Raw genomic sequence first — 23,231 nt, 5'->3', positions numbered from 1 at the left:
AATATTTATTTCTCTTTAGTGTTGTTTTCTTTCTCTAGCTCTTTAAACTTTTCTATGAGTTTGTTTACTCTTTCTTCTTCTTTCTTTAAAGTTGCAAACATTTCATTAGATTCTTCTAAATATTGAGTTTCTGGGAAATTTCTTTTTAGTTTTTCGTAAGCTTCAATCGCATCTTTAATACGTTCTGGCTTTCTTCTGTCAGTACTTTTTAATACAAAATCATGAGCAGCTTTTAATCTGTAAAATAATGCTTCTTCTTTAAATTCTGATCCTAAATAATCTGACAATAAATTATCAAACGCTTGTATTGCTGCTTTATAATTTCTTAAATCGTAATCTGCAGTTGTGTAATATACTTTTGCAATTTCAAAGTATTTTTTCTGCATTTTATATCTTAATTCTTTATAATGCTTATTTGCTTCTTCAATTTTATCTGAATTAGGATATGTATTTATAAATGTTTGAAAAGCTTCTAACGCTTTTTTTGTATCTGTTGGGTCTTTACTAAAAACTGGTGACGCTAATTTGTAACTATATGCGGATAAAAATGAGGCTTCTTCTTTTTTAGAACTCTTTGGATAGCTCTTTGTAAAACGATCAAAATAATAACCTGACATAGGATAATTTTTTTCGTTAAAATTAGATTGAGCAATCATAAACTGAATACGTTCCATTTGAGGTTTACCTCTGTATGCTGGCATTATTTTTTCAAATAAACGCAAAGCTTTAGCATACTTTTTAGTTTCGTACATTTTTGTAGCCATTTTATACTGCTCTTCTGCAGTACCTTTATTCAGTACTTTTTGATATTCTCCACAAGAAAATATCATCAAACTAAAAAGTACTAAAAACGCTAAATTTTTAATTTTTTGCATCGTGCAAAATTAGGAATTAAATATGGATTATTAAAACGATTTTTTGCACCATAAATTGTGCATTGCAATAATCAGTAAAAAACCTCACAAATTGCTGAAAATTGCTACTAAAACTTTGTTAAGAATTTCTTTAAAGTAGGCAGTTCGAAGCACATAATTTAAAGTTGAGAATTGAGAATTAGAAGTTTTTTACAAAATCAGCAATTTTAGAATGTAAACCTTCACTGGCTTTAACCAATGGTAACCTTACATTATTTGCACATATTCCTAATTCTTGTAAAACCGTTTTGATTCCTGCTGGGTTGTTCTCTTCAAAAATATAATCGATAACATCCATCAACTTAAAATGTATAGCATAAGCTTCTTTATTTTTACCTTCTAATCCTAATTGAATCATTTTAGAAAATTCAACAGGAAAAGCTTGCCCAATTACAGAAATTACTCCTGAACCACCAGCTAAAGCTACCCCTAAAGCCAAATCATCATCTCCAGAAATCACTAAAAAATCTGCTGGTTTATCTTTTAGTAAACTATTGTATTGCTGTTGATTGTTACCTGCTTCTTTAACAGCTACAATATTATTAAAATCTTTTGCTAACCTTAACGTGGTTGCTGGTTCCATATTTTTGGCTGTTCTACCTGGAACATTGTACAAAATAATTGGTTTTTCTGTTGCTTCTGCTATAGCTTTATAATGTTGGTAAAAACCTTCTTGTGTTGGTTTGCTGTAATATGGTGCTACAGATAAAATTCCGTCTATTTTTGATAGGTCTCTTGTTTGCAACTCTTTTACAACTTCTAATGTATTGTTACCTCCAATACCTAAAACTAAAGGTAATCGATTGTTGTTTGTTGCAACAATAGTATCAATAATTTGCTGTTTTTCTTCTTTAGTAATAGTAGCACTCTCACCAGTTGTACCATTAATAACTAAATAATCAGTACCATTATCAATATTATAAGTTACTAATTTCTTTAATGCTTCGAAATCAACAGAAGAATCATTATTAAAAGGTGTAACCAAAGCAACACCCATACCAACAAATTTTTGCATTTTATCTAAATTTATAAAGTGTAAAATTACAATATTCAAATGTAATTTAAGTTGCTATTTTACTTTTGAATAAAGAATTTACAACTTTTTAATTGAAGTTTAATTTTTTAGTTTTTTTAAAACAATTAAATATTTTTTTAATTCTGATAAAAAACGTTCTGTTTTAGTAGGATATTCTGCAATTTCCATATCATATAAACTCTGATTTACTTTTGCAAAACCAACTTTAAATTTTGCATTAGAGCGTAAAACTGCATTCTCGAGATAAAGATTATTCTTATTAAAATAACCTATTAATAAATCGAAAGGTTCTTCTATAAAAGATGTAAACATTTTGTTTTTAGGTTCTCCTTTCCAAGTAAAATCTTTTTCGGTAAAAAACTTGTATGAGAGCACATCATTTTTACTGTAAGATCTGTAATTATAAACTCTAACATTACCTAAACCTAAAATTCTTTCAACTTCGTCAGCAAGGTTAATCCATTTAGATATATCTGCTGAAGTAACAATACCAACAGTATAAACCTCATCATGAGATACAACCCTGTTTTCTTCTTTTTCTACGAGAAGTTTTCGGAATTTTTTTTTGATGAAGCTTTTTTTCAAGTCTTAATAGTATTAATCTAAAAATTTAATGTTGTTGTAAAAGTAAAAATATTATTGATTTTATAGTTTTATTTATTACAAATTCTTTGAACAAATTTACACAACAGTTGTCCTTATGTTTATTTTTATCCATGCAGTAAAAATTTATCTTTTTGTTTGTTGTGTAAGTAGCAATAAATAATTGCGTCTAAATTGTCAAAATCAACCAAAATGAATAAAAATCTAATTACTATTTTAAAAGCTATAGCAGCTATTATAATGCTACAAACCTTATTTTATAAATTCTCTGCTGCTCAAGAAAGTGTTGAATTATTCACAAAACTTGCAGGTGAAAACGAAGCTTACATGAGAATAGGAACAGGAGTTCTTGAATTGATTGCTTCTATTTTATTATTTGTACCAAAATCTGTTTGGTTTGGAGCTTTAATGACAATAGGATTAATGAGTGGTGCTGTTTTAGGGCACCTCACTAAAATAGGAATCAGCCATAATAATGATGGTGGTTTATTATTTGGCTCTGCTATATTTATTTTAATTGTTGGGCTTATAGTATTGTTTAAAGAGCGAAAAAATATTCCTTTTATTGGGTCTAAATTTTCTTAAAATAAATTGAGCTTGTTTAAACTAATATTTATACAAGCCCAATTTAGAATATCTATCTAAAGGAAAGAATTTACAACTTCCTTCTATTATCTTCAGAATTTGTATCAATCAACTTATTGTAAGGATCTACACCAACTTCAGTTGGTTTTTTATCAACAATAATTGATACTTTATTATAGATTGATGTAATTTTATGCTTCTTTAAATACAATGGAATTTCTTTCTTTTTACCATCAACTTCTTCTTCTGTAAAAATACCAATATCTATGTAGTCTTGTAGTTTTACAGATAAAATTGGTTTGTTCATTTTATCGTTTTTATAGGTTAACGTATCTCCTACTTTATCACCATAAAACTTCTTCCCTTTTTCATCATTCTTATATTTAGAAACTTCAAACTCAATATCTACTTGATATTTTCCGTTTTCTAATTCAGTTGAAGTCACTTCTTTTACTCTATTTTTGTATAAAGTAATGGTTTCAAACATATCTTTAATTACATATTGTAGAGAATCTGGAGTAACTTCTCTAATAAAATCTACCATTTCAATAGAAGTAGTGTAAGGTGGTTCTTGAAAAGCTACTTTTTCAACATACCTTTTTAATGCTCCATTGAGTTTCTCTTCTCCAATATAATCACTCAAAGCATACAAAACTAAAGATCCTTTTTCATAACGAATATAACCCTGCCCATCATTATACATCAATGGTTTTTCGCGTTTGGTTTCAAAAGTTCTTTGTTGTAAATAACCATCTAAAGCTTCTTTTAAAAATGTTCTCATTTTTTCTTTTCCATGTTGATGCTCTAAAACTTTTAAAGCTACATATTCAGATAAGCTTTCAGATAGCATTGTAGCTCCTAAAACATCTGCACCAATTACTTGGTGTGCCCACCATTGATGCGCAACTTCGTGAGCTGTAACTGCAAATGGATAATCTACACCATCATCATTGGTATCATCTACATCTGCAATAAAACCAAAGCCTTCAGAAAATGGAATTGTATTTGCAAATGATTGCGCAAATGTTCCATCCGTTCGTGGAAATTCTAAAATTCTTGCTTGCCTATGTTGATAAGGGCTAAAGTTTTCTGCATTATATGCCAAAGATGCTTTTAAACCTTTCATCATTCTGTCTAAATTGTACGTATGTGGTTTATGATAATAAATTTCTAAACTAATGCCATTCCACATTTCTTTTTTTACTTCGTATCTAGCAGAATTAAACGCATAAAAGTTTAAGATTTTACTATCCATTTTATAATGGAAATATCTTCTATCACCTTCTGTCCATTCTTTTTGCAAATAACCAGGTGCAATTGCTATTTGATCTTTTGAAGTAGATACTGTTGCTTCAAAATCTATCCAATCGGAATCTTTAGAAATATAAGTATTACCTAAAGCAGTAGAATCTGATGGATGAGGTTGTAAATCATTAGGAGGTAAATCGTATTTTTTACGTGTTTTATTGTCTCTTAATTCTCCTTGAGAAGAATATCCTAAAGAAGGAAACATACCAGAATTAATAAACGTACCATTTTCTTTAATTGGCGAGTTTTGCCTAAACATAGTATTTTTATCACTTTCTAGAGTTACAGATAACTCTAAAGTATCACCAGGCATAATTTTGTTTTCAAATTGATAAATATCAAAATTATGTATGGTATCTTCTAAAATTAATTTGTTTGGTTTACTAAACTCAAATGTACTTTCTAAAGAATTATGGTTTAAGAAAATACTATCAATAGGCGTATTTGTTTTATTGACCATTACAAAATTACCAGAAGCTGTATAGGTTCTTTCTTTTGGATAAATGGCAACATCAGTTTTTACTGAAACTATTCTTGGTTGTAAATATTTTTCGTATTTTTTGTATTTCTTTTCCCATTCAACGCGTAGTTTTTCACGTTCTTTAGAAGATAAACGTTCTCCTTTAGGATTATTTTTAGTGTAAATAGTATAACCTAGTGCTAAAAATGAAAGAAAGAAAACTGTTAAACCTATTACTGATAATCCTTTACATCTAGATGAAGCAATTGATAGCCTCTCTTTAAAAGAAAAAGGAATTCCACGTACCCAAAGTAAACCTGCTTTTATTAATAGAACAATTCCTAATAAAATCCAATAGACTTTATACCATAAATATGGACCAATAGAAAAACCATATCCATTCATATCTGAATATCTATAACCTGGTCCTTCATTATATTTAAAAATAGATTGTTCTATACCAACAAAAGAAAGTAAAGGCATGCCAATAGCAATGATTAATAACGCAAATAAGCCTAAATATGGATTGCCAATTAAAGTTTGAATATATATTGCTAATAATGCCCAAACTAGGTAGTTTAGAAAGTCTAATACATACAATTCATAAAGGTAATGCCCTATTTCGAAATCATAATAGCCTTTGTAAGTTTGGAAAATAATTCCTGAAATCATTATTACTGCTAATAACACCAATTGCATTTTTAGTAACGCAATTAATTTAGAAACTAATAACACCCAATTAGGAACTGGAGTAGCATCAACCAAATGGTTTGCTCTAGCAATCTTGGCTCTTTGTACGAGCATCCCAGCATATAAAAATGTACAGATATTTATTGAAATTACAAAAACACCTCCACCATTCAACATCTTATACGTAACAGGCAATGTTTCAGTACCAAATATATTACCCACAGTAAATAACCCAACAATAATTAAAATAACACCAACTAATACTATAGAAATAAAAGGCCAACTTTTAAAAATATATTTAAAATCAACATTCGAAATTCGCCAAGTTGTTTTTAAATTTTGAAGAAAAGAATAATCATAAGTAACCTTTGGTAAGTTAATTTTTGTTATACCACTTAAGTTAGATTTTGTAAGCCTTTCTCCTGATTTTTTTCTAAAAGAAAAAGAAATCGCATTTTGACTAAAAGTAAAGAATTTAAACACCAAGCCAAAAATCAGTACTGCAATTCCTGTCCATAATAAACGATTGTAAATAATCATTTCTTTTATCGGAATTTGCATTTCATTTTGCTCGGACATTGTCCAATATTTGGTGTAATATTGTACAGCTCCACCACCAAAAGGATCTAAAATTGCTAATAAACCTCTTTGGTCTGGTTCAGATAAAACACTGGCTACAACTCCCTGTACAAATAACAAAACTATAACCGTAATAAAACCAGCTGCAATATTTCTTGAAAAAGTAACAACAGCAAAAACAATAGCACCAAATAGTAACACATTTGGTAAAATGAATACTAAATATGCTTTTAGATAACTAATTATGATAAATGCACCAACAATATCTGAATTTGTACCTGGGAAACGGAAACCTATAAACATTCCAAAACTAATAGCTAAAACAATAATGGTAACAATAGTTAAACTACTTAAAAATTTAGCGAAAAGATAATTGGCTTTAGTAAACGGATACGAGTATAAAATAGTGTGCATTTCGCTTTTATAATCTCTATAAATAGAAACTCCTATTATAGAAGGAAATAAGAAAAAAATAAATGTAGTAAGCCCACTAAAAAGATTGTTAACTCCTATTGGAGAATTTACGATTCTAGATGAGCCTGTTGTTACAGTAATAGAATCCCAAATACCTGCTGATGTTGCTGAAAAAAAGAAGGCTAAAAAGATAAAAATACCTAGGTAAATGTAAAATGCAGGTCTTTTAAACCAGTACTTTAATTCTTGTTTGAATATTGTTGAAAACATATTATTTGATTGTTAGATGATTAGAAAGTTAGATTTTTAGAACTTTTGTTGGATATATGAAATTTCCAACCTTTAACTTTCAATTTTAGATTAAAACTGGTTCATCTTGTTTTAAAGCGATAAAATATACATCATCTAATTGTGGAGTTACAGATACAAAATCATCTGAAGGTTTTACATCTGAATGCACTCTAATATTTAATGTATTATCTTGATTGTAGTTTGATGATAAAATATTGAATTGAGCTTCATTTTCCTCTAAATCATCTCTATTGATTACTTTTTTCCAAATTTTACCTTCTAGCTCTTTTGTAGCCTCTTGTGGAGTTGTATGTTTTAATATTTTGCCTCCATTTAAAATTGCCATTTCATTACACAATTCTTTTACATCTTCTACAATGTGTGTAGAAAATATCACTGTACAATTTGTACCAACTTCACGCAAAACATTTAAAAAACGATGTCTTTCTGCTGGATCTAAACCAGCAGTTGGCTCATCTACAATTATTAATTTAGGATTATTTAACAATAATTGAGCAATACCAAAACGTTGTTTCATTCCTCCTGAATAACCAGCTACATGTTTGCGTCTTACATCATACAAATTTGTAATTTCTAATACTTCTTTTACAATAGCTTGTCTTTCAGATTTATTAGAAATACCTTTTAATGTTGCAAAATAATCTAACAAATCTTCAGCTGACATTTTCGGATATACTCCAAAAGATTGAGGCAAATATCCCAACACTTTTCGCAAAGACATATTATCTTCTAAAACATTAATATCGCCAAAAGTAATTAATCCAGAATCAGGACTTTGTAAAGTAGCAATAGTTCGCATTAAAGAGGATTTTCCAGCTCCATTTGGTCCTAAAAGACCAAACATTCCTGTTCCTATTTCTATACTTAAATTGTCTATTGCTTTAACTCCGTTTTTATACGTTTTTGTTAAATTTTGAATTACTAATTTCATGAATTTGGTTTTAATTTACTTGTAGTATAAGTGCTAAAATACGGACTTTTGTTACATTTTTTTATGTTTTATAGTTTTCAATTCCTAAAAAACGTTTTATTTTTACAAAAACAGAAAAGATATTATGTCAGAAAAATCAATTTTAAACGAAAAATCATTAGAATTTTTAGAGAAATATTTAAATAATGCTGCCCCAACTGGTTATGAATGGGAAGGTCAAAAAATTTGGATGGAATACCTAAAACCCTATGTAGACAGTTTTATTACAGATACTTATGGAACTGCTGTTGGTGTTATAAATCCTGATGCAAAATATAAAGTAGTTATTGAAGGGCATGCAGATGAAATTTCTTGGTATGTAAATTATATTAGCGATAATGGTTTGATTTATGTAATTAGAAATGGAGGATCAGATCATCAAATTGCGCCTAGTAAAATAATAAATATTCATACTAAAAATGGAATTGTAAAAGGTGTTTTTGGCTGGCCAGCTATACATACTAGAGATAAATCTAATGAGCAAGCTCCAAAACCAGATAATATAACCATAGATACTGGTTGTGCAACTAAAGATGAAGTTTTAGCATTGGGAATTCACGTAGGCTGTGTAATTACTTATCCAGACGAATTTCATGTTTTAAATGGAGATAAGTTTGTTTGTAGAGCTTTAGACAACAGAATGGGTGGTTTTATGATTGCAGAAGTAGCTCGTTTATTAAAAGAAAATAAAAAAGAATTGCCTTTTGGATTATACATTACAAATTCTGTACAAGAAGAAATTGGTTTACGAGGTGCAGAAATGATTACGCAAACTATAAAACCAAATGTAGCTATTGTAACTGATGTAACTCACGACACAACAACACCAATGATTGAGAAGAAAAAAGAAGGTCATTTAGAAATTGGAAAAGGTCCAGTTATTGCTTATGCACCAGCCGTTCAGCAAAAATTGAGAGATTTAATTATTGATGCTGCAGAAGCTAATAAAATTCCTTTTCAACGTTCAGCTTTATCTAGAGCAACAGGTACAGATACAGATGCATTTGCTTATAGCAATGGAGGTGTTGCTTCAGCTTTAATTTCTTTACCTTTAAGATACATGCATACTACTGTAGAAATGGTACATAGAAGTGATGTAGAAAACGTAATTAAAATGATTTACGAATCACTTTTAAAAATTAAAGATGGAGATACTTTCTCTTATTTTGAATAAGACAAACACAAACTGTCATTTCGAGTTAATTTATGAAGCATGAATAAATTTGTATCGAGAAATCTTTTTTAAAATAGAGTTCTCGATATATTTTTTATTTTCATTTCATTGCAATAAAAACCACTCGAACTGACAACACATTTTTACTTTATGCAACTAAAAAATCAAAAACATTTATTCAGTATTCCAGAAGAGATTACTTATCTAAATATTGCAGCACAATCCCCAAGTTTTAAAGCAGTTGAAAAAGCAGGAATTGAGGGTGTTTTAGAAAAAAGTCATCCCTATAAAATTGTTGGAGCTAGTTATTTTGAGCCAGTAAAAGAAGTAAAAAAGCTTTTTGCAAAACTGATTGATGTTGATGATTATGACAGAATTACAAATATTCCTTCTGCTTCTTACGGTTTAGCTACTGTTGCTAATAATATCACTTTAAAAAAAGATGATGAAATTCTTTTGGTTGAAAGTCAGTTTCCTAGCAATTATTATGTTTGGGAAAAACTCGCCAATCAATTTAATGCAAAGTTGAAAATTGTTTCAATGCCAAAAACTACAGAAAATCGAGGCAAAAAATGGAATGAAGCTATTCTAAATTCCATTTCTGATAAAACTGCTTTGGTTACTTTAGGAAATATTCATTGGGCAAATGGTACTTTATTTGATTTAAAAGCAATTAGAAAAAATACAAAGAAACACAATGCTCTTTTAATTATTGATGGTAGCCAATCTATTGGAGCTTTGCCTTTTTCTGTAAAAGAAATACAACCAGATGCTTTAATTTGTGGAGGCTACAAATGGCTTTTCGGTCCTTATGGTTCTGGTTATGCTTATTTTGGTTCTTATTTTGATAATGGGAATCCTTTAGAAGAAAACTGGAGTAACCGTTTAAATAGCGAAAATATGAGTGAACTTACCTCCTATCAACCTCAATACAAACCTTTAGCCAATAGATATTCTGTGGGTGAACATGCAAGTTTTATACATACAAAAATGCAAATTGCAGCTTTACAACAGGTTCTAAAATGGACTCCAAATGCAATTCAAGAATACTGTAAAGAAATTACTTCAGATTTGGTTGTAGAACTCAAAAAATTAGATTGTTTTATTGAAAATGAAAATTTTAGAACTTACCATTTATTTGGAGTGGAACTATCACAAAAAATAAATATTGATTTATTGAAAACAAAACTAAAAGAAGATAAAATTTTTATTTCTTTTCGTGGAAATTACATTCGTATTTCTTGTCATGTTTACAATACAAAAGAAGATTTTATAAAATTGGTTAATTGTATAAAATCTTGTTTGTAAATGGACGAACTTATAGATATTTTAACTCCTGAAGGAAAACCAACAGGAAAAACAGCTCTAAAATCTGAAGCACATAAAAACGGATGGTTTCATGCAACTGTTCATATTTGGTTATTTACTTCGGATAAAAAAATACTACTGCAAAAAAGAGCTTTAACAAAAAAAGTATTTCCTGGTTTGTGGGACATTTCTGTTGCTGGGCATATTGGAGCTGGAGAATCGATTGTATCATCAGCAAAAAGAGAAATTTTTGAGGAAATTGGTTTAGAACTTGAAGAAGAAGATCTCATCAAAGTTGGAACAAGAATCCATGAAGTTTCTCATAAAAACGGAATTCAGGATAATGAATATCACCACGTTTTTATTGCCGAATTAAAAGTGTCTATAGATAAATTAATCATTCAAAAAGAAGAAGTTGCAGACATAAAATTGTTTGATTTATCAATTTTAAAATCAACAAAAAACCTTGAAAACGTTTTGCTTTCAAGGTTTCATGAATATTATTGTATGGTTTATGATAAAATTGTAGAGTATATTTAATAATTTTAAAAAACAGCCTATTTATCTGTGGTCATTACATGAATTAAGAAAGTAGAGCCAATACCAATAATACAAAATCCTAAACTTTCGAGAACATCTCCTGTAGCTATAAATACCGATACAGAAAGTAAAGCCCAAATTGAAACTACAGTACTACCAAATTTTTTGTAATTAAAAGAATCTTTTTTAGCTTGTTTATTTCTTTGTATAACAATATTTTTTGCCACTTCTTTAGAAATATTACCTGAAAAACCTTGCTTTTGTAATTTAACACCAATTATTTCTTTGCTATAATTAGAGTTTAAGAATTTAGAACCAAAACTATAAGCTTGCTGTTTAATATTATTGTATTTAGTTTCCATAATTTAGCAAATATTTAATTATAAATAATTCATTTTTAAATTTAGATAAAAAAAATAAAATCTATTATTATTACTTTATAAGTTTTTGTTAAAAGATGATTTTACATTTATTTAAGTGGTTTTTCAAAAAAGGAGTCTGCCAATTTCCCTTGACTTACTAATGGTAATGTAAATTCAGTTGGTGTCCCTGCTGGTTTATTAGGATTCCCATTTGCATCTTTTTTGTACCATAATACTTCTTTAGGTAAAATCAATCCGTTTACGTTTTCCCACTTATTATATTTTAAGATATTATATCTGTCACTTGGTTTTTTAGTTTTAAATGTAACAGTGTATGCTAACCACTCCATTTGATAGGTTTCTGGGTTATAGTAAATGATATAATTATCATCAGGTGATATCCCAACATTCGCTTCATAAGAAATTTTTATTCCTGGATAGGTAACTTCTTCGAAAGTAATTCCGTTTACTTTTTCATAAATAATTCCATCATCTGCTAATACAAAAGGCATTGCATAGAAATAAAAATACAAATTGTAATAAAAAGTTGGGTTTCCTTTGTAATTCCCTTTATCTTCCTCATCTAACCAAACTTCCTTTCCATCAAAACCTAATGAATACTTTGGATGATTAATTACTGTTTTTCTTGAATGTAAATCTATTGTGTGGACTTCTTTACCCTTATTAAATGACAATACTTTTGCTTTTCTCCATGTGTCAATTCCTCCATGTTTGGTAAATACTTTATCTAATTCATTTGGGAAATTTTCTTTTTTCTCTACAACAGTTTTCTTTACTTGAGTTTCTTTTTTTACTTCTTTTTTACAAGAGATGATTGCTAAACTAAAAACAAGAAATACAATTATTTTATTCATTTGGTCTAATTTTATTTTATGGTAAAGTCGATTTCTAATTGATTACTTACAAAAATAGGAAAACTGTTTTGAAAAACTTGATAATCAATTTTAAAGATTTTTCAAGTTCTATAAAATTAAGTTTTACTAAATTTTAGCTTGATAGGTATATAAATCATAATACCTACCTTCCAAAGATATTAACTCATTATGAGTTCCTCTTTCTACAATTTCACCAGCTTCTATTACTAAAATCTGATCTGCTTTTTTAATTGTACTTAATCTGTGTGCAATTACAATTGTAGTTCTATCTTTTATTAATTCTGATAAACTTTTCTGAATTAAGGCTTCACTTTCTGTATCTAAACTTGAAGTGGCTTCATCTAAGATAAGAATTCTAGGATCTGCTAAAATAGCTCTTGCAATGGCTAATCGTTGTCTTTGACCTCCAGATAATTTTACGCCTCTTTCTCCAATTAACGTATCTAAACCATCTTCAAATCTATCTGTGAATTCATTAACATAAGCGGCTTTTACAGCGTTTTGTAATTCTTCTTCTGATGCATTTGGTCTAGGAAATAGTATATTTTCTCTAATAGAACCTTCAAACAGAAACTCATCTTGTAAAACCACTCCTAAATTTTTACGATAGCTAGATAGTTTAACTTTAGACATATCTTGATTGTCAATCGTAATTTTACCAGATTTCGGGTTTAAAAAGGTTGCAGATAATCCTGCAATTGTAGATTTTCCAGAACCAGAACTCCCAACCAAAGCTGTTACAGAACCAGAAGGTACTTTAAAATTGATGTTATTCAACACTTCTTTACCTTCTTCATAAGCGAAAGAAACATCATCAAAAATGATTTCTCCTTTGGTGTTTTCTAAAACTATGGTTCTTTCTTCATCATCTTCTTCTGCAGCCATATTCATCAACTCTTCTGTTCTGTCTAAACCTGCTAAAGCCTCTGTAAGTTGACTACCAATATTACTCATTTGCACAATTGGAGCTACCATAAATGCGAGTAAAAATGTAAATTGAATAAAATCTCCAAAAGTCATTGTACCTTGAATCATATAATAACCTCCTATTCCCATAACTCCTGTTGTAGCTAAACCTATTAAAAAAGTAGATGAACTTGTCATAATAGCAGTTGCTGTCATACTTTTTTTAACATTAGTAAAAATATCTGCTACTCCTTTTTCGAATATTTTACTTTCTTGTTCTTCTGCATTAAAAGCTTTAATTACTCGAATTCCCCCTAAAGTTTCTGTTAATCTTCCTTTTACTTCTGCATTTATTTTTCCTCTTGCTCTAAAAATTGGACGAATATATTTGAACGATTTTAAAGCAATCAATCCAAAAATTGATAATGGCACAAAAGTAAAAAGCGTCATCCAAACATTCATTTTTATCAAAATAACTAAAGTGATAATTGCTGTAATTGAACCTCCAATTAATTGTACTAAACCTGTTCCTATTAAATTTCTAACACCTTCAACATCACTCATAATTCTAGATACTAAAGCTCCAGATTTTGTATTGTCAAAAAAACTAATAGGTAAAGTCAGTACTTTCTTTTGCACTTCTGCCCTTAATTCGGATATTAAATATTGTGCTTGTATACTCAGCACTTTTGTCAATAAAAAAGAAGTAACTGCCTGTACTAAAATTGCGGCAATTACAATTAAGATTAACATATATAGTTGATCGTAATTTTTATTAGGAACTACTTCATCTATCAATACTTTACTTTGTAATGGCAAAACAAAACCAGATAAGCTTCTTATAATAATCAAAATTAAACCTAAAAAAACAAGATTTCTTCTTGGCCAAATAATTGTTTTAAAAGCTTGTTTTAAAGTTACTTTTGGTTTCTTTTTATTTTTGGTTGATTCTTTGAGATGTTGCATAAATTATATTCAGAATGTAGATATTTATTGATTGTCAATATATGTGCCATTGAGAATAATCTGACATATTAGCAAAATTGTTATTTGCTTAAAAACTCCACAACTAAAAAATATAAGTTTTAAGAAATATCATAAAAGCTTCAAACAGGTTTAACCCTGATTGTAGTGGAAATCCTTTTTTTAGTTTTAAATAAGCGTCATTACGAGTGAGGTAAGAATGAAGTAATCTCTTTTAAATAAAGAGATTTCTTCGTAAACTCGCAATGACTTTTTAAAGAGCAAAAGAAAAAAGATTGGGACGAAAATTGGGATACTGAAACAAGTTCAGCACAGGTAGCTTCTTAAAAAAATTACAATCGCTCATCAATAATTTGTTGCACAACTTCTGGATTTAACAAGGTAGAAACATCTCCTAAATTTTCCATTTCGTTAGCGGCTATTTTACGTAAAATACGTCTCATAATTTTTCCTGAACGTGTTTTTGGCAATCCTTCTGTAAATTGAATTTTATCCAACTTTGCAATAGGACCAATATGTTCTGTAATTACTTGATTGATTTCTTTGCTTAAATTATCGTGATTTCTGCTTTCTCCTGTGTCTTTTAAAATTACGTAACCATATAATGCACTTCCTTTAATATCGTGAGGAAAACCAACAATAGCTGACTCTACAACTGCTGGATGTTCATTAATTGCGTCTTCAATAGGGGCTGTTCCTAAATTGTGTCCAGAAACAATGATTACATCATCTACTCTACCTGTAATTCTGTAATACCCAACCTCATCTCTTAAAGCGCCATCTCCTGTAAAATATTTATTTTCAAATGCAGAAAAATAGGTTTCTTTATAACGTTGATGGTTTCCCCAAATGGTTCTTGCCATAGATGGCCAAGGGTGTTTGATGCACAATCTTCCTTCTACTTGATTTCCTTTAATTTCTTCTCCATTTTCATCCATCAAACAAGGTTGAATTCCTATAAATGGTAAAGTTGCATAGGTTGGTTTTGTGGCTGTTACATATGGAATTGGAGTAATCATCATTCCTCCTGTTTCTGTTTGCCACCAAGTATCAATAATCGGACTTTTCTTTTTACCAATATTGTCATTATACCAATGCCAAGCTTCTTCATTTATAGGCTCTCCTACAGAACCCAACACTTTTAAAGATGATAAATCGTATTTATCTACGAGTTCTGTTCCGTGTTTTGCCAAAGCTCTAATGGCTGTAGGTGCTGTGTAAAACTGATTGACTTTGTGTTTTTCTACAATCTCCCAAAAACGTCCAAAATCTGGATAACTTGGCACTCCTTCAAATAGTACAGTGGTTGCTCCATTTGCTAAAGGACCATACACAATGTACGAATGCCCTGTAATCCAACCAATATCTGCTGTACACCAATACACATCGTTTTCTCTATATTGAAACGCATTTTTAAACGTATACGCTGTATACACCATATAGCCAGCAGTGGTATGCACCATTCCTTTTGGTTTTCCTGTTGATCCAGAAGTGTACAAAATAAATAGTGGATCTTCTGCATCCATTATTTCTGCTTCACATTCTGTTGATGCTTTATCTAACAAAGGTTGCAACCATTTGTCACGACCTCCTTTCATAGTAATATCAGAATTGATTCTTTTTGCGACCAAAACTGTTTCTATTGATGGGCAAGATTCTAAAGCTTCATCTACAATTCCTTTTAAGTCGATGGTTTTTGTGCCTCTGTAAGAACCATCAGCAGTGATAACCATTTTACAATCTGCATCATTAATTCTGGTTGATAATGCTGTTGATGAAAAGCCTGCAAAAACCACTGAATGAATGGCTCCAATTCTTGCACAAGCTAAAGTTGCTATTGCCAATTCTGGAATCATTGGTACATAAATACAAACTCTATCTCCTTTCTGAATTCCATTTTCTTTCAACACATTTGCAAATTGATTGACTCTTTCTGACAACTGTTTGTAAGTAATGTGTTCAGCTGCTTCATTTGGATTGTTAGGCTCAAAAAGAATGGCAGTTTTGTCTGCTCTTGTTGCCAAATGCCTATCAATACAGTTTTCTGTGATGTTTAATTGTGCACCTTGAAACCATTTTACTTCTGGTTTTGTAAAATCCCATTCTAAAACTTTATCCCAAGTTTTTCTCCACAAAAAATGTTCAGAGGCTATTTCATCCCAAAAATTTTCGGGTTCTCTTAACGATTTTCTATAAACTTGATAATATTCTTCTATGTGTTTTATGTGATAATTACTCATTATTAGTAGTTATTTTTAGTCTTAAGGCATTAGTTATACTGAAACTCTCAAATATATTTGAATTGTTTAATTTTAAAAAATATTTCTTCTCAAATACTTTCTAAAAAAGAAATTTCATTAGTTTTTAGTGATTATGAGCTTCTCCTGCTCCACTTGGTATTCTTATATTTTCTACTATTTCTTGTACTTCTTTTGGCGGATTTGGTGTAAGTTTAGAAATTACAATTGCCACTATAAAATTGGCTATCATTGCAACTGTTCCAAATCCTTCAGGAGAAATACCAAACCACCAATCTTGTTTTGTACCTCCTCCAAACCAATCGAATTTGAATTTTAACATATAAAAAAGCATTGAAAGAATACCAACAAGCATTCCTGCAATTGCACCTTCTTTGTTCATTTTCTTACTAAAAATCCCTAAAATAATTGCTGGAAAAAAGGAGGCTGCTGCCAAACCAAATGCCAAAGCTACAGTAGCTGCTACAAAATCTGGTGGATTGATACCAAAATAACCAGCTACACAAACTGCTACAACTGCAGATAACCTTGCTGCTATTAACTCTCCTTTTTCAGTGATATTAGGATTCACCATTTTCTTGATTAGATCGTGAGAAACTGATGCAGAAATGACTAATAATAAACCTGCTGCTGTAGATAATGCTGCTGCTAATGCACCTGCACCCACTAAAGCGATTATCCAATTTGGTAATTGTGCAATTTCTGGATTTGCTAAAACCATAATGTCTTTATCTACAATTAATTCGTTTTTAGAAGGGTCTGAAACGTATTGAACTTTGCCATCTCCATTTTTATCATCAAAAGAAATTAAACCTGTTTTTTCCCAATTGGAAAACCATTCTGGTAATGTAGCATACTCTTTATTACTCACAGTTTCTATCAAATTAGTTCTTGAAAAAACAGCTATTGCAGGTGCAGTTGTATATAGAATAGCAATTAATAATAAAGCCCAACCTGCAGATTTACGAGCATCAGCTACTTTTTTAACCGTAAAAAAACGAACAATTACGTGAGGTAATCCTGCTGTACCCACCATTAGTGCTGCTGTTATAAAGAATATATCTAAAGTTGATTTGCTTCCTGAAGTATATTCAGCAAAACCTAAATCTCTATGCAAGCCATCTAATTTATCTAATAAATAAACTCCATTTTCATCAGCTCCTCCAAAACCTAATTGTGGAATTGGGTTTCCTGTCATTTGAATTGATATAAAAATTGCTGGAACCATAAAGGCGAAAATCAATACACAATATTGAGCAACTTGTGTGTACGTGATTCCTTTCATTCCACCTAAAACCGCATAAAACAGTACGATTATCATCCCAATAATTACACCAGTATTGATGTCAACTTCTAAAAAACGTGAGAAAACTAAACCTACTCCACGCATTTGACCAGCTACATAAGTAAATGAAACCAACAAAGCACAAAAAACGGCTACACTTCTTGCAACATTAGAATAATATCGATCTCCAATAAAATCTGGCACTGTAAATTTTCCGAATTTTCTTAAATAAGGAGCTAATAATAAAGCCAATAAAACATAACCTCCTGTCCAACCCATTAAATACACTGAACCATCATAACCATTAAAGGAAATTAAACCTGCCATTGATATAAAAGATGCTGCAGACATCCAATCTGCTGCTGTTGCTAAACCATTTGCTAATGGAGAAACTCCACCACCAGCAACATAAAATTCTTTGGTAGAACCTGCTCTAGACCAAATTGCAATACCAATATATAATGTAAATGTGATGCCTACTAAAATCCACGTCCAAATTTGAATACTCATAATTTTACTTTTTATTGTTCGTTAAACCCAAATTCTTTATCCAGCTTGTTCATCAATTTGATATATACAAAAATGAGAATGACAAATACATAAATGGAGCCTTGTTGTGCAAACCAAAACCCTAGTTTGAAACCACCTAATCTTATAGTGTTGAGTTCATCTACTAGAAGAATTCCGAAGACAAAAGAGACCAAAAACCAAATGCTTAATAATATGGCTAAATACTTTAAATTCTTTTTCCAATATTTTTTCTTTAGATTTTGATTTTTATCCATAATAATTAGTTTTTAGGTCGGCAATTTAATTTAAAATTTATATTTTTATGTGTGAGAATGTTCCTTTTTAGATGCAAAATTTAACCATATAATTTAAAAACTACTAAATTAGTATGGAAAATCTTTACATATGTTTTTTTTTCTTTATAGTATCCATTTTATATTCTTCAGTTGGTTTTGGAGGTGGTTCAAGCTATTTGGCTATTTTAGCATTAACAGGAATTGTTTTTACGCAGATTAGAGCAACAGCTTTACTTTGTAATATAGTTGTTGTCTCTGGAAATGTGTTGCTATATCAGCAACAGAAAAAATTAGATTGGAAAAAAATAATTCCGTTAGTTTTATTGAGTGTTCCTTTTGCATTTTTAGGAGGCTATTTAAAAATTAGTCAACAGTTCTTTTTTGTCTTATTAGGAGTTACACTTCTTTTTGCAGCCATTACAATGTGGCTATCTAAAAAAATTATAAATACTAATAAAAAAATGAATGCGAAAAGTACATTTAAAAACTCAAGTTTAGGGGGTGCAATTGGTTTTATTTCAGGGGTAGTTGGCATTGGAGGTGGTATTTTTCTTGCACCTCTTTTACATTTAACAAATTGGGATACTCCAAAAAAAATAGCAGCTACTGCCAGCGTTTTTATATTTGTAAATTCTATTGCTGGCTTGTTTGGGCAATATTCAAATCCTGATTTTATGATTGACTGGAATTTAACATCAATCGTATTAATTACTGTATTTATAGGTGGACAAATTGGAAGCAGAATAAGTACCAAACGTTTTACACCTATTCAACTTAAAAAAGCTACTGCTATTTTAATCGCTTTTGTGAGCATCCGAATTTTAATCAAATATTTATTTTAAATAAGCAAAATTACTTTAATATATTTGGCTTTTTTAAACCATAATTTTATCAACCAAAAAATATGTTAGCGATTATTTTTACTTTAATAATGTTAATCCTTTTACAAGCTGTACTGGGTTTTGACAATTTATTATACATTTCTTTAGAATCTAAAAAAGCACCTATTGAAGACCAAAAAAGAGTTCGAAAAGTTGGAATTTTAATTGCAATTGCTTTAAGAATTGTGTTATTATTTCTTTTAGTTTCTATTATTGATTACTTTCAAGAACCCTTTTCTTTTTTATCAGGTGGAATTGAAGACGTTGTAAAATTCGCCTTTAATGGACACAGTATTATTGTATTATTAGGTGGTGGATTTATCATTTATACAGCCATTAAAGAAATTTGGCATATGATTGGAAGTCCTGATTTGGAAAATGATGTTGAGGGAGGTTCAAAACGAACAAAATCTTCTAACGCAGTTATTGCTAGCATTGTTTTAATGAATTTAGTATTTTCATTCGATTCCATATTAGCTGCAATTGGTTTAACTAGTGAAATTGAAAATGCTACAACTGCATTTATTGTAATGGCTATTGCTATTGTAATCAGTGGTTTATTAATGTTGTTCTTAGCAGACAGAATATCATCATTTTTGGCAAAAAATAGAATGTATGAAGTATTAGGATTATTCATACTTTTTATAGTTGGTATTATGTTAGTAACTGAAGGAGGGCATTTGGCTCACATAAAACTGTTTGGTGAAGAGATTGTACCAATGAGCAAAACAACTTTCTATTTTGTAATTGGTATTTTAGTTATTATTGATGTTGTGCAAGGAAAATATCAGAAAAAATTATTGACAGAAAAGTAGAATTAAACTTACATACATAAAATAGAAGACGCCATAAAAAAGCGTCTTTTTTTAGTTAAAGTAAGTTTTAATATTTTGTTTAATTATTTTAACATTTAATTAAACAAAATAAAATCATTTCTATATTAACTTTGTTGAAAACTTAAAACATATATTATGAATTTCAAAAAATTATTATCAACAGCAGCTTTAGCTATCGTAATTTCTTTACCAACTTTTGCTAATACTGACCCTGTTGATAAGAAAAAAAACAAGGAAGAAACTATTGTTAGTGTTGCTGCTTCTAATGATAATTTTACAACTTTAGTAGCTGCTGTAAAAGCTGCTGATTTAGTAAAAACTCTAAACAGTGATGGACCATTTACTGTATTTGCTCCTGTAAATAATGCATTTGATAAATTACCTAAAGGCACAGTAGCTAACTTATTAAAGCCAGAAAACAAGAAATTATTAACATCAATTTTAACGTATCATGTTGTTGCAGGTGAGTTTAAAGCAAAAGATGTAGTAAAAGCAATTACTGATAATGGAGGTAAATTTGTAATAAAAACCGTACAAGGAGGAAAACTAACTGCTTCTTTAAAAGACGGAAAAGTAATCTTAACAGATGTAAAAGGCAATACAGCAACTGTTGTAATAACTGATGTAGATGCTTCTAATGGAGTTGTACATGCTATTGACTCTGTTGTTATGCCTCAATAATAAAAAATTATTATAACAAACATTAAAATATTTTATTTATGTTTATTCATTTTAACATTTAATTAAACAAATAAAGCTTATATTTGTAATGTTAAAAATAATAAGTAAGATATATAAATATACTTCTCAAAGTTATTTCACATCTGTGAAATTTTAAATAAAAGAAGTTTTTTGGTTGATTGATTGAAACCGCTACTTAAAGTAGCGGTTTTTTATTGTAGAGAAATTATATACTGTCTTGCAATCTTTTAATGATGATTTGCTTTATTCGCCTATTAAATTCAGATGAATTTTGAGTATAATTTTGATATTCATCCATAGAAAAATGACCTAAAACACTACCAATAATCTTATTTTTAAAAGAAATATCCTTCTCCATAGAAGATTTTATGATATTCTTTTTCTTTTCTTCAGATAAAGAAGTAAAAACAATTTTTCTCTTTTTTAAATAACTTTCAAAAAATGCAATTATAAGATCATGTTGCATCTTAATTATTGGTCTTAATACCGAATTTTGAAAAATTTCAACTTCAGTCGTATTAGCATTTATTAGGTTTTCTAATGTTGGTCTATTTTTAGTCATTTAATAAATTATCTAATTCTAATTGATAATCGTATTGTAAATCTTCATGCAATTTTAGAACCGCATTTTTAGCCATTCGCATTTGTGTTTGAAAAATATTTTGCAAACGTGTACTTCTCTTAAAAAATGGATTGTAGTTTTTCAATTTCTTACAAAAATGAAGTAAAACCTCTGCTTCTGTTTCTTTTTTCTTTGAAAAACGAATCAACTTTTTACTTGACGACAATATTTTACGTATTTTTTTACGAACATAATACGCATTCTGGGTATCTATTTCATCAAATAAGGTATCTATAAAAGATTTACAATTTTCAATATACTGTTCTTCGTTATGTGCTTCAAATAATAAATAGGTAAGTAATTCTTTATTTTCAACTTTAAATCTAGCCAGTTGTAGACACAACCTTTTTAACTCATCTGAAGATTTATGAGATAATTCATCTTTCAAAGACTTTATTGTGGCTGCTTTCAAAATTTAATTTAAATGTTAAAATTTAGATTCTTACTCTCATAAAAATGATATTTCTAATTATTGTTCACTAGGAATCTTTACTACTTCATTTACGTCAGCATCATAATCTACTCCAGCTACTTTAAATCCAAAAAGTTTAAAGAACTCATTACTGTAGCCTTCTAAATCTCCTATTTCTGATAAATTTTCTGTGGTAGCACTTTTCCAAAGTTCTGCAATTTCTGCTTGCACATCTTCACGCATTTCCCAATCATCAACTCTTATTCTTCCTTTTGCATCCAAATCTAAATCGCCACCAAATAAACGTTGGCTATATAAACGTTGAATTTGCTCTATACAACCTTCGTGAATATTCTTTTCTTTCATCACTTTAAATAATAAAGAAATGTATAAAGGTATTACAGGAATTGCAGAACTAGCTTGCGTTACTAAAGCTTTATTTACAGAAACGTATGCCTTACCTCCTATTGATTTTAGATCATCAGTAATTGTAACAGCTGTTTTTTCTAAATCGTCTTTTGCAGCACCAATTGTTCCATTTCTATAGACTGGTTTTGTAACATCTGGCCCAATGTAAGAATAGGCAACAGTTGTAGCTCCTTCAGAAAGTAGGTTTTCAGCTTGTAAAGCATCCATCCACATTTTCCAATCTTCACCACCCATTACTGTTACAGTATTTGCAATATCGTCTCCTTCTGCAGGATTTATAGATATTTCTGATACATTTCCTGTATGAAAATCAACAGTTTTATTGCTAAAAACTTCTCCAATCGGTTTTAAAACGGATTTGTAACGTTTTCCAGTTTCTGGATGTTTTCTTACTGGTGATGCCAAACTGTAGATTACTAAATCAATTTGCCCTAAATCTTCTTTGATCAAATTGACAACTTGTTCTTTAATTTCATTTGAAAATGCATCTCCATTAATACTTTTTGCATACAAACCTGCTTGATGAGCGTGTTTTTCAAAAGCGGCTGTGTTGTAATAACCTGGAGAACCTGGTCTGCCTTCAGTTGCTGGCTTGTCGAAGAAAACTCCAATGGTTGCAGCATCAGAACCAAAAGCGCTTGTAATTCTTGATGCCAAGCCAAAACCTGTTGATGCACCAATTACTAATACTTTTTTTGCACCGTCAATTTTTCCTTTCAATTTTACATATTCTATTTGATCTATTACATTTTGCTCACAACCTGTTGGATGTGATGTTAAGCAAATAAAGCCTCTTGTTCTTGGTTCTATAATCATTTTTAGTTGTTTGTTAATTGATTGTTTTGATTAAAAATAAAAACTTCAAAAAAATTCGTCATTACTAGGAAGAATGTCGAAGTAATCTGTTAGATGATTGCTATTTATTATTGAGATTGTCACGTCGTTCCTCCTTGCAATGA

Annotated in this window: 21 protein-coding genes; 7 read left to right on the top strand and 14 right to left on the bottom strand. The window is 29.7% G+C overall.

The features are described from left to right. Nucleotides 1-5: 5 nt before the first annotated feature. The 3 genes from BTO18_RS02160 to BTO18_RS02150 all read right to left on the bottom strand — a co-directional run bounded on the left by BTO18_RS02160 (nt 6) and on the right by BTO18_RS02150 (nt 2,535). The gene (locus BTO18_RS02160) at nt 6-875 is read right to left on the bottom strand and encodes an outer membrane protein assembly factor BamD (protein WP_105014648.1); all 870 of its coding nucleotides are present in this window, start codon (nt 873-875) and stop codon (nt 6-8) included. A gap of 178 nt (nt 876-1,053) precedes the next feature. After that, nucleotides 1,054-1,929, bottom strand: a complete 876-nt coding sequence (dapA, locus tag BTO18_RS02155; protein WP_105014647.1) for a 4-hydroxy-tetrahydrodipicolinate synthase — start codon at nt 1,927-1,929, stop codon at nt 1,054-1,056. Nucleotides 1,930-2,028: 99 nt separating this feature from the next. After that, nucleotides 2,029-2,535: a DUF6913 domain-containing protein gene (locus BTO18_RS02150; protein ID WP_226789138.1), complete on the bottom strand. Its 507-nt coding sequence runs from the start codon at nt 2,533-2,535 to the stop codon at nt 2,029-2,031. 210 nt (nt 2,536-2,745) lie between these two features. On the opposite strand from BTO18_RS02150, the gene BTO18_RS02145 reads away from it, so the two are divergent. After that, nucleotides 2,746-3,138, top strand: a complete 393-nt coding sequence (locus BTO18_RS02145; RefSeq protein WP_105017470.1) for a DoxX family protein — start codon at nt 2,746-2,748, stop codon at nt 3,136-3,138. Between the two features lie 70 nt (nt 3,139-3,208). On the opposite strand, the gene BTO18_RS02140 is transcribed toward BTO18_RS02145, so the two are convergent. Both BTO18_RS02140 and BTO18_RS02135 read right to left on the bottom strand, forming a co-directional pair. Further along, a complete protein-coding gene (locus BTO18_RS02140; RefSeq protein WP_105014646.1) occupies nt 3,209-6,859 on the bottom strand; it encodes an ABC transporter permease/M1 family aminopeptidase in 3,651 nt (1,216 codons plus the stop codon). 85 nt (nt 6,860-6,944) lie between these two features. Further along, nucleotides 6,945-7,832, bottom strand: coding sequence for an ABC transporter ATP-binding protein (locus tag BTO18_RS02135; protein WP_105014645.1), 888 nt, complete (start codon nt 7,830-7,832; stop codon nt 6,945-6,947). Nucleotides 7,833-7,956: 124 nt separating this feature from the next. Here BTO18_RS02135 and BTO18_RS02130 point away from each other — a divergent pair, with 124 nt between their 5' ends. The 3 genes from BTO18_RS02130 to BTO18_RS02120 all read left to right on the top strand — a co-directional run bounded on the left by BTO18_RS02130 (nt 7,957) and on the right by BTO18_RS02120 (nt 10,893). Beyond that, on the top strand, nt 7,957-9,045 hold the full coding sequence (locus tag BTO18_RS02130) for a M42 family metallopeptidase (RefSeq protein ID WP_105014644.1): 1,089 nt from the start codon (nt 7,957-7,959) through the stop codon (nt 9,043-9,045). A 150-nt stretch (nt 9,046-9,195) separates the two neighbouring features. After that, on the top strand, nt 9,196-10,353 hold the full coding sequence (locus tag BTO18_RS02125; RefSeq protein WP_105014643.1) for an aminotransferase class V-fold PLP-dependent enzyme: 1,158 nt from the start codon (nt 9,196-9,198) through the stop codon (nt 10,351-10,353). Next, the gene (locus BTO18_RS02120; protein ID WP_105014642.1) at nt 10,354-10,893 is read left to right on the top strand and encodes an NUDIX hydrolase; all 540 of its coding nucleotides are present in this window, start codon (nt 10,354-10,356) and stop codon (nt 10,891-10,893) included. It begins immediately after the preceding gene. Between the two features lie 17 nt (nt 10,894-10,910). Here the strand turns inward: BTO18_RS02120 and BTO18_RS02115 are convergent, their stop codons facing one another. The 6 genes from BTO18_RS02115 to BTO18_RS02090 all read right to left on the bottom strand — a co-directional run bounded on the left by BTO18_RS02115 (nt 10,911) and on the right by BTO18_RS02090 (nt 18,369). Then, the gene (locus tag BTO18_RS02115) at nt 10,911-11,255 is read right to left on the bottom strand and encodes a hypothetical protein (protein ID WP_105014641.1); all 345 of its coding nucleotides are present in this window, start codon (nt 11,253-11,255) and stop codon (nt 10,911-10,913) included. Between the two features lie 107 nt (nt 11,256-11,362). Next, nucleotides 11,363-12,130 carry a DUF6503 family protein gene (locus BTO18_RS02110; protein WP_105014640.1) on the bottom strand — a complete coding sequence of 256 codons (768 nt, stop codon included), beginning with the start codon at nt 12,128-12,130 and terminating at the stop codon, nt 11,363-11,365. A 126-nt stretch (nt 12,131-12,256) separates the two neighbouring features. Next, the gene (locus BTO18_RS02105) at nt 12,257-14,023 is read right to left on the bottom strand and encodes an ABC transporter ATP-binding protein (RefSeq protein ID WP_105014639.1); all 1,767 of its coding nucleotides are present in this window, start codon (nt 14,021-14,023) and stop codon (nt 12,257-12,259) included. Between the two features lie 350 nt (nt 14,024-14,373). Continuing rightward, nucleotides 14,374-16,281 carry an acetate--CoA ligase gene (acs, locus tag BTO18_RS02100; RefSeq protein WP_105014638.1) on the bottom strand — a complete coding sequence of 636 codons (1,908 nt, stop codon included), beginning with the start codon at nt 16,279-16,281 and terminating at the stop codon, nt 14,374-14,376. A gap of 124 nt (nt 16,282-16,405) precedes the next feature. Then, nucleotides 16,406-18,094 carry a sodium:solute symporter family protein gene (locus tag BTO18_RS02095; protein WP_105014637.1) on the bottom strand — a complete coding sequence of 563 codons (1,689 nt, stop codon included), beginning with the start codon at nt 18,092-18,094 and terminating at the stop codon, nt 16,406-16,408. An 11-nt stretch (nt 18,095-18,105) separates the two neighbouring features. Beyond that, complete coding sequence (locus tag BTO18_RS02090; RefSeq protein WP_105014636.1) at nt 18,106-18,369, bottom strand: DUF4212 domain-containing protein; 264 nt, start codon at nt 18,367-18,369, stop codon at nt 18,106-18,108. 113 nt (nt 18,370-18,482) lie between these two features. Here BTO18_RS02090 and BTO18_RS02085 point away from each other — a divergent pair, with 113 nt between their 5' ends. From BTO18_RS02085 to BTO18_RS02075, 3 genes are all read left to right on the top strand, one after another. Continuing rightward, nucleotides 18,483-19,232 carry a sulfite exporter TauE/SafE family protein gene (locus BTO18_RS02085; protein ID WP_105014635.1) on the top strand — a complete coding sequence of 250 codons (750 nt, stop codon included), beginning with the start codon at nt 18,483-18,485 and terminating at the stop codon, nt 19,230-19,232. A 62-nt stretch (nt 19,233-19,294) separates the two neighbouring features. After that, nucleotides 19,295-20,086 carry a TerC family protein gene (locus BTO18_RS02080; protein ID WP_105014634.1) on the top strand — a complete coding sequence of 264 codons (792 nt, stop codon included), beginning with the start codon at nt 19,295-19,297 and terminating at the stop codon, nt 20,084-20,086. Between the two features lie 156 nt (nt 20,087-20,242). Further along, a complete protein-coding gene (locus BTO18_RS02075) occupies nt 20,243-20,788 on the top strand; it encodes a fasciclin domain-containing protein (RefSeq protein WP_105014633.1) in 546 nt (181 codons plus the stop codon). Nucleotides 20,789-21,014: 226 nt separating this feature from the next. Here the strand turns inward: BTO18_RS02075 and BTO18_RS02070 are convergent, their stop codons facing one another. Genes BTO18_RS02070 through fabV form a run of 3 tightly spaced genes read right to left on the bottom strand, consistent with a single transcriptional unit; the run spans nt 21,015 to nt 23,088 of the window. Further along, nucleotides 21,015-21,371: a glyoxalase gene (locus tag BTO18_RS02070; RefSeq protein WP_105014632.1), complete on the bottom strand. Its 357-nt coding sequence runs from the start codon at nt 21,369-21,371 to the stop codon at nt 21,015-21,017. Beyond that, nucleotides 21,364-21,843: a hypothetical protein gene (locus tag BTO18_RS02065; protein ID WP_105014631.1), complete on the bottom strand. Its 480-nt coding sequence runs from the start codon at nt 21,841-21,843 to the stop codon at nt 21,364-21,366. The genes BTO18_RS02070 and BTO18_RS02065 overlap by 8 nt, the downstream gene beginning before the upstream one ends. 57 nt (nt 21,844-21,900) lie before the next feature. Beyond that, nucleotides 21,901-23,088, bottom strand: a complete 1,188-nt coding sequence (gene fabV / locus BTO18_RS02060) for an enoyl-ACP reductase FabV (protein ID WP_105014630.1) — start codon at nt 23,086-23,088, stop codon at nt 21,901-21,903. Nucleotides 23,089-23,231 lie beyond the last annotated feature (143 nt).

The organism is Polaribacter porphyrae, assembly GCF_002954685.1.
In the GTDB taxonomy this organism is placed as follows: domain Bacteria; phylum Bacteroidota; class Bacteroidia; order Flavobacteriales; family Flavobacteriaceae; genus Polaribacter; species Polaribacter porphyrae.
The sequence above is the reverse complement of the archived record's forward strand: the minus strand, read 5'-3'. Positions and strand labels throughout refer to the sequence as shown.

Bases quoted from the DNA above. Each gene is read 5' to 3' on its own strand.
- BTO18_RS02160 (WP_105014648.1), bottom strand. From the start codon at position 875: ATGCAAAAAATTAAAAATTTAGCGTTTTTAGTACTTTTTAGTTTGATG.
- dapA (WP_105014647.1), bottom strand. From the start codon at position 1,929: ATGCAAAAATTTGTTGGTATGGGTGTTGCTTTGGTTACACCTTTTAAT.
- BTO18_RS02145 (WP_105017470.1), top strand. From the start codon at position 2,746: ATGAATAAAAATCTAATTACTATTTTAAAAGCTATAGCAGCTATTATA.
- BTO18_RS02140 (WP_105014646.1), bottom strand. From the start codon at position 6,859: ATGTTTTCAACAATATTCAAACAAGAATTAAAGTACTGGTTTAAAAGA.
- BTO18_RS02135 (WP_105014645.1), bottom strand. From the start codon at position 7,832: ATGAAATTAGTAATTCAAAATTTAACAAAAACGTATAAAAACGGAGTT.
- BTO18_RS02130 (WP_105014644.1), top strand. From the start codon at position 7,957: ATGTCAGAAAAATCAATTTTAAACGAAAAATCATTAGAATTTTTAGAG.
- BTO18_RS02125 (WP_105014643.1), top strand. From the start codon at position 9,196: ATGCAACTAAAAAATCAAAAACATTTATTCAGTATTCCAGAAGAGATT.
- BTO18_RS02120 (WP_105014642.1), top strand. From the start codon at position 10,354: ATGGACGAACTTATAGATATTTTAACTCCTGAAGGAAAACCAACAGGA.
- BTO18_RS02115 (WP_105014641.1), bottom strand. From the start codon at position 11,255: ATGGAAACTAAATACAATAATATTAAACAGCAAGCTTATAGTTTTGGT.
- BTO18_RS02110 (WP_105014640.1), bottom strand. From the start codon at position 12,130: ATGAATAAAATAATTGTATTTCTTGTTTTTAGTTTAGCAATCATCTCT.
- BTO18_RS02105 (WP_105014639.1), bottom strand. From the start codon at position 14,023: ATGCAACATCTCAAAGAATCAACCAAAAATAAAAAGAAACCAAAAGTA.
- acs (WP_105014638.1), bottom strand. From the start codon at position 16,281: ATGAGTAATTATCACATAAAACACATAGAAGAATATTATCAAGTTTAT.
- BTO18_RS02095 (WP_105014637.1), bottom strand. From the start codon at position 18,094: ATGAGTATTCAAATTTGGACGTGGATTTTAGTAGGCATCACATTTACA.
- BTO18_RS02090 (WP_105014636.1), bottom strand. From the start codon at position 18,369: ATGGATAAAAATCAAAATCTAAAGAAAAAATATTGGAAAAAGAATTTA.
- BTO18_RS02085 (WP_105014635.1), top strand. From the start codon at position 18,483: ATGGAAAATCTTTACATATGTTTTTTTTTCTTTATAGTATCCATTTTA.
- BTO18_RS02080 (WP_105014634.1), top strand. From the start codon at position 19,295: ATGTTAGCGATTATTTTTACTTTAATAATGTTAATCCTTTTACAAGCT.
- BTO18_RS02075 (WP_105014633.1), top strand. From the start codon at position 20,243: ATGAATTTCAAAAAATTATTATCAACAGCAGCTTTAGCTATCGTAATT.
- BTO18_RS02070 (WP_105014632.1), bottom strand. From the start codon at position 21,371: ATGACTAAAAATAGACCAACATTAGAAAACCTAATAAATGCTAATACG.
- fabV (WP_105014630.1), bottom strand. From the start codon at position 23,088: ATGATTATAGAACCAAGAACAAGAGGCTTTATTTGCTTAACATCACAT.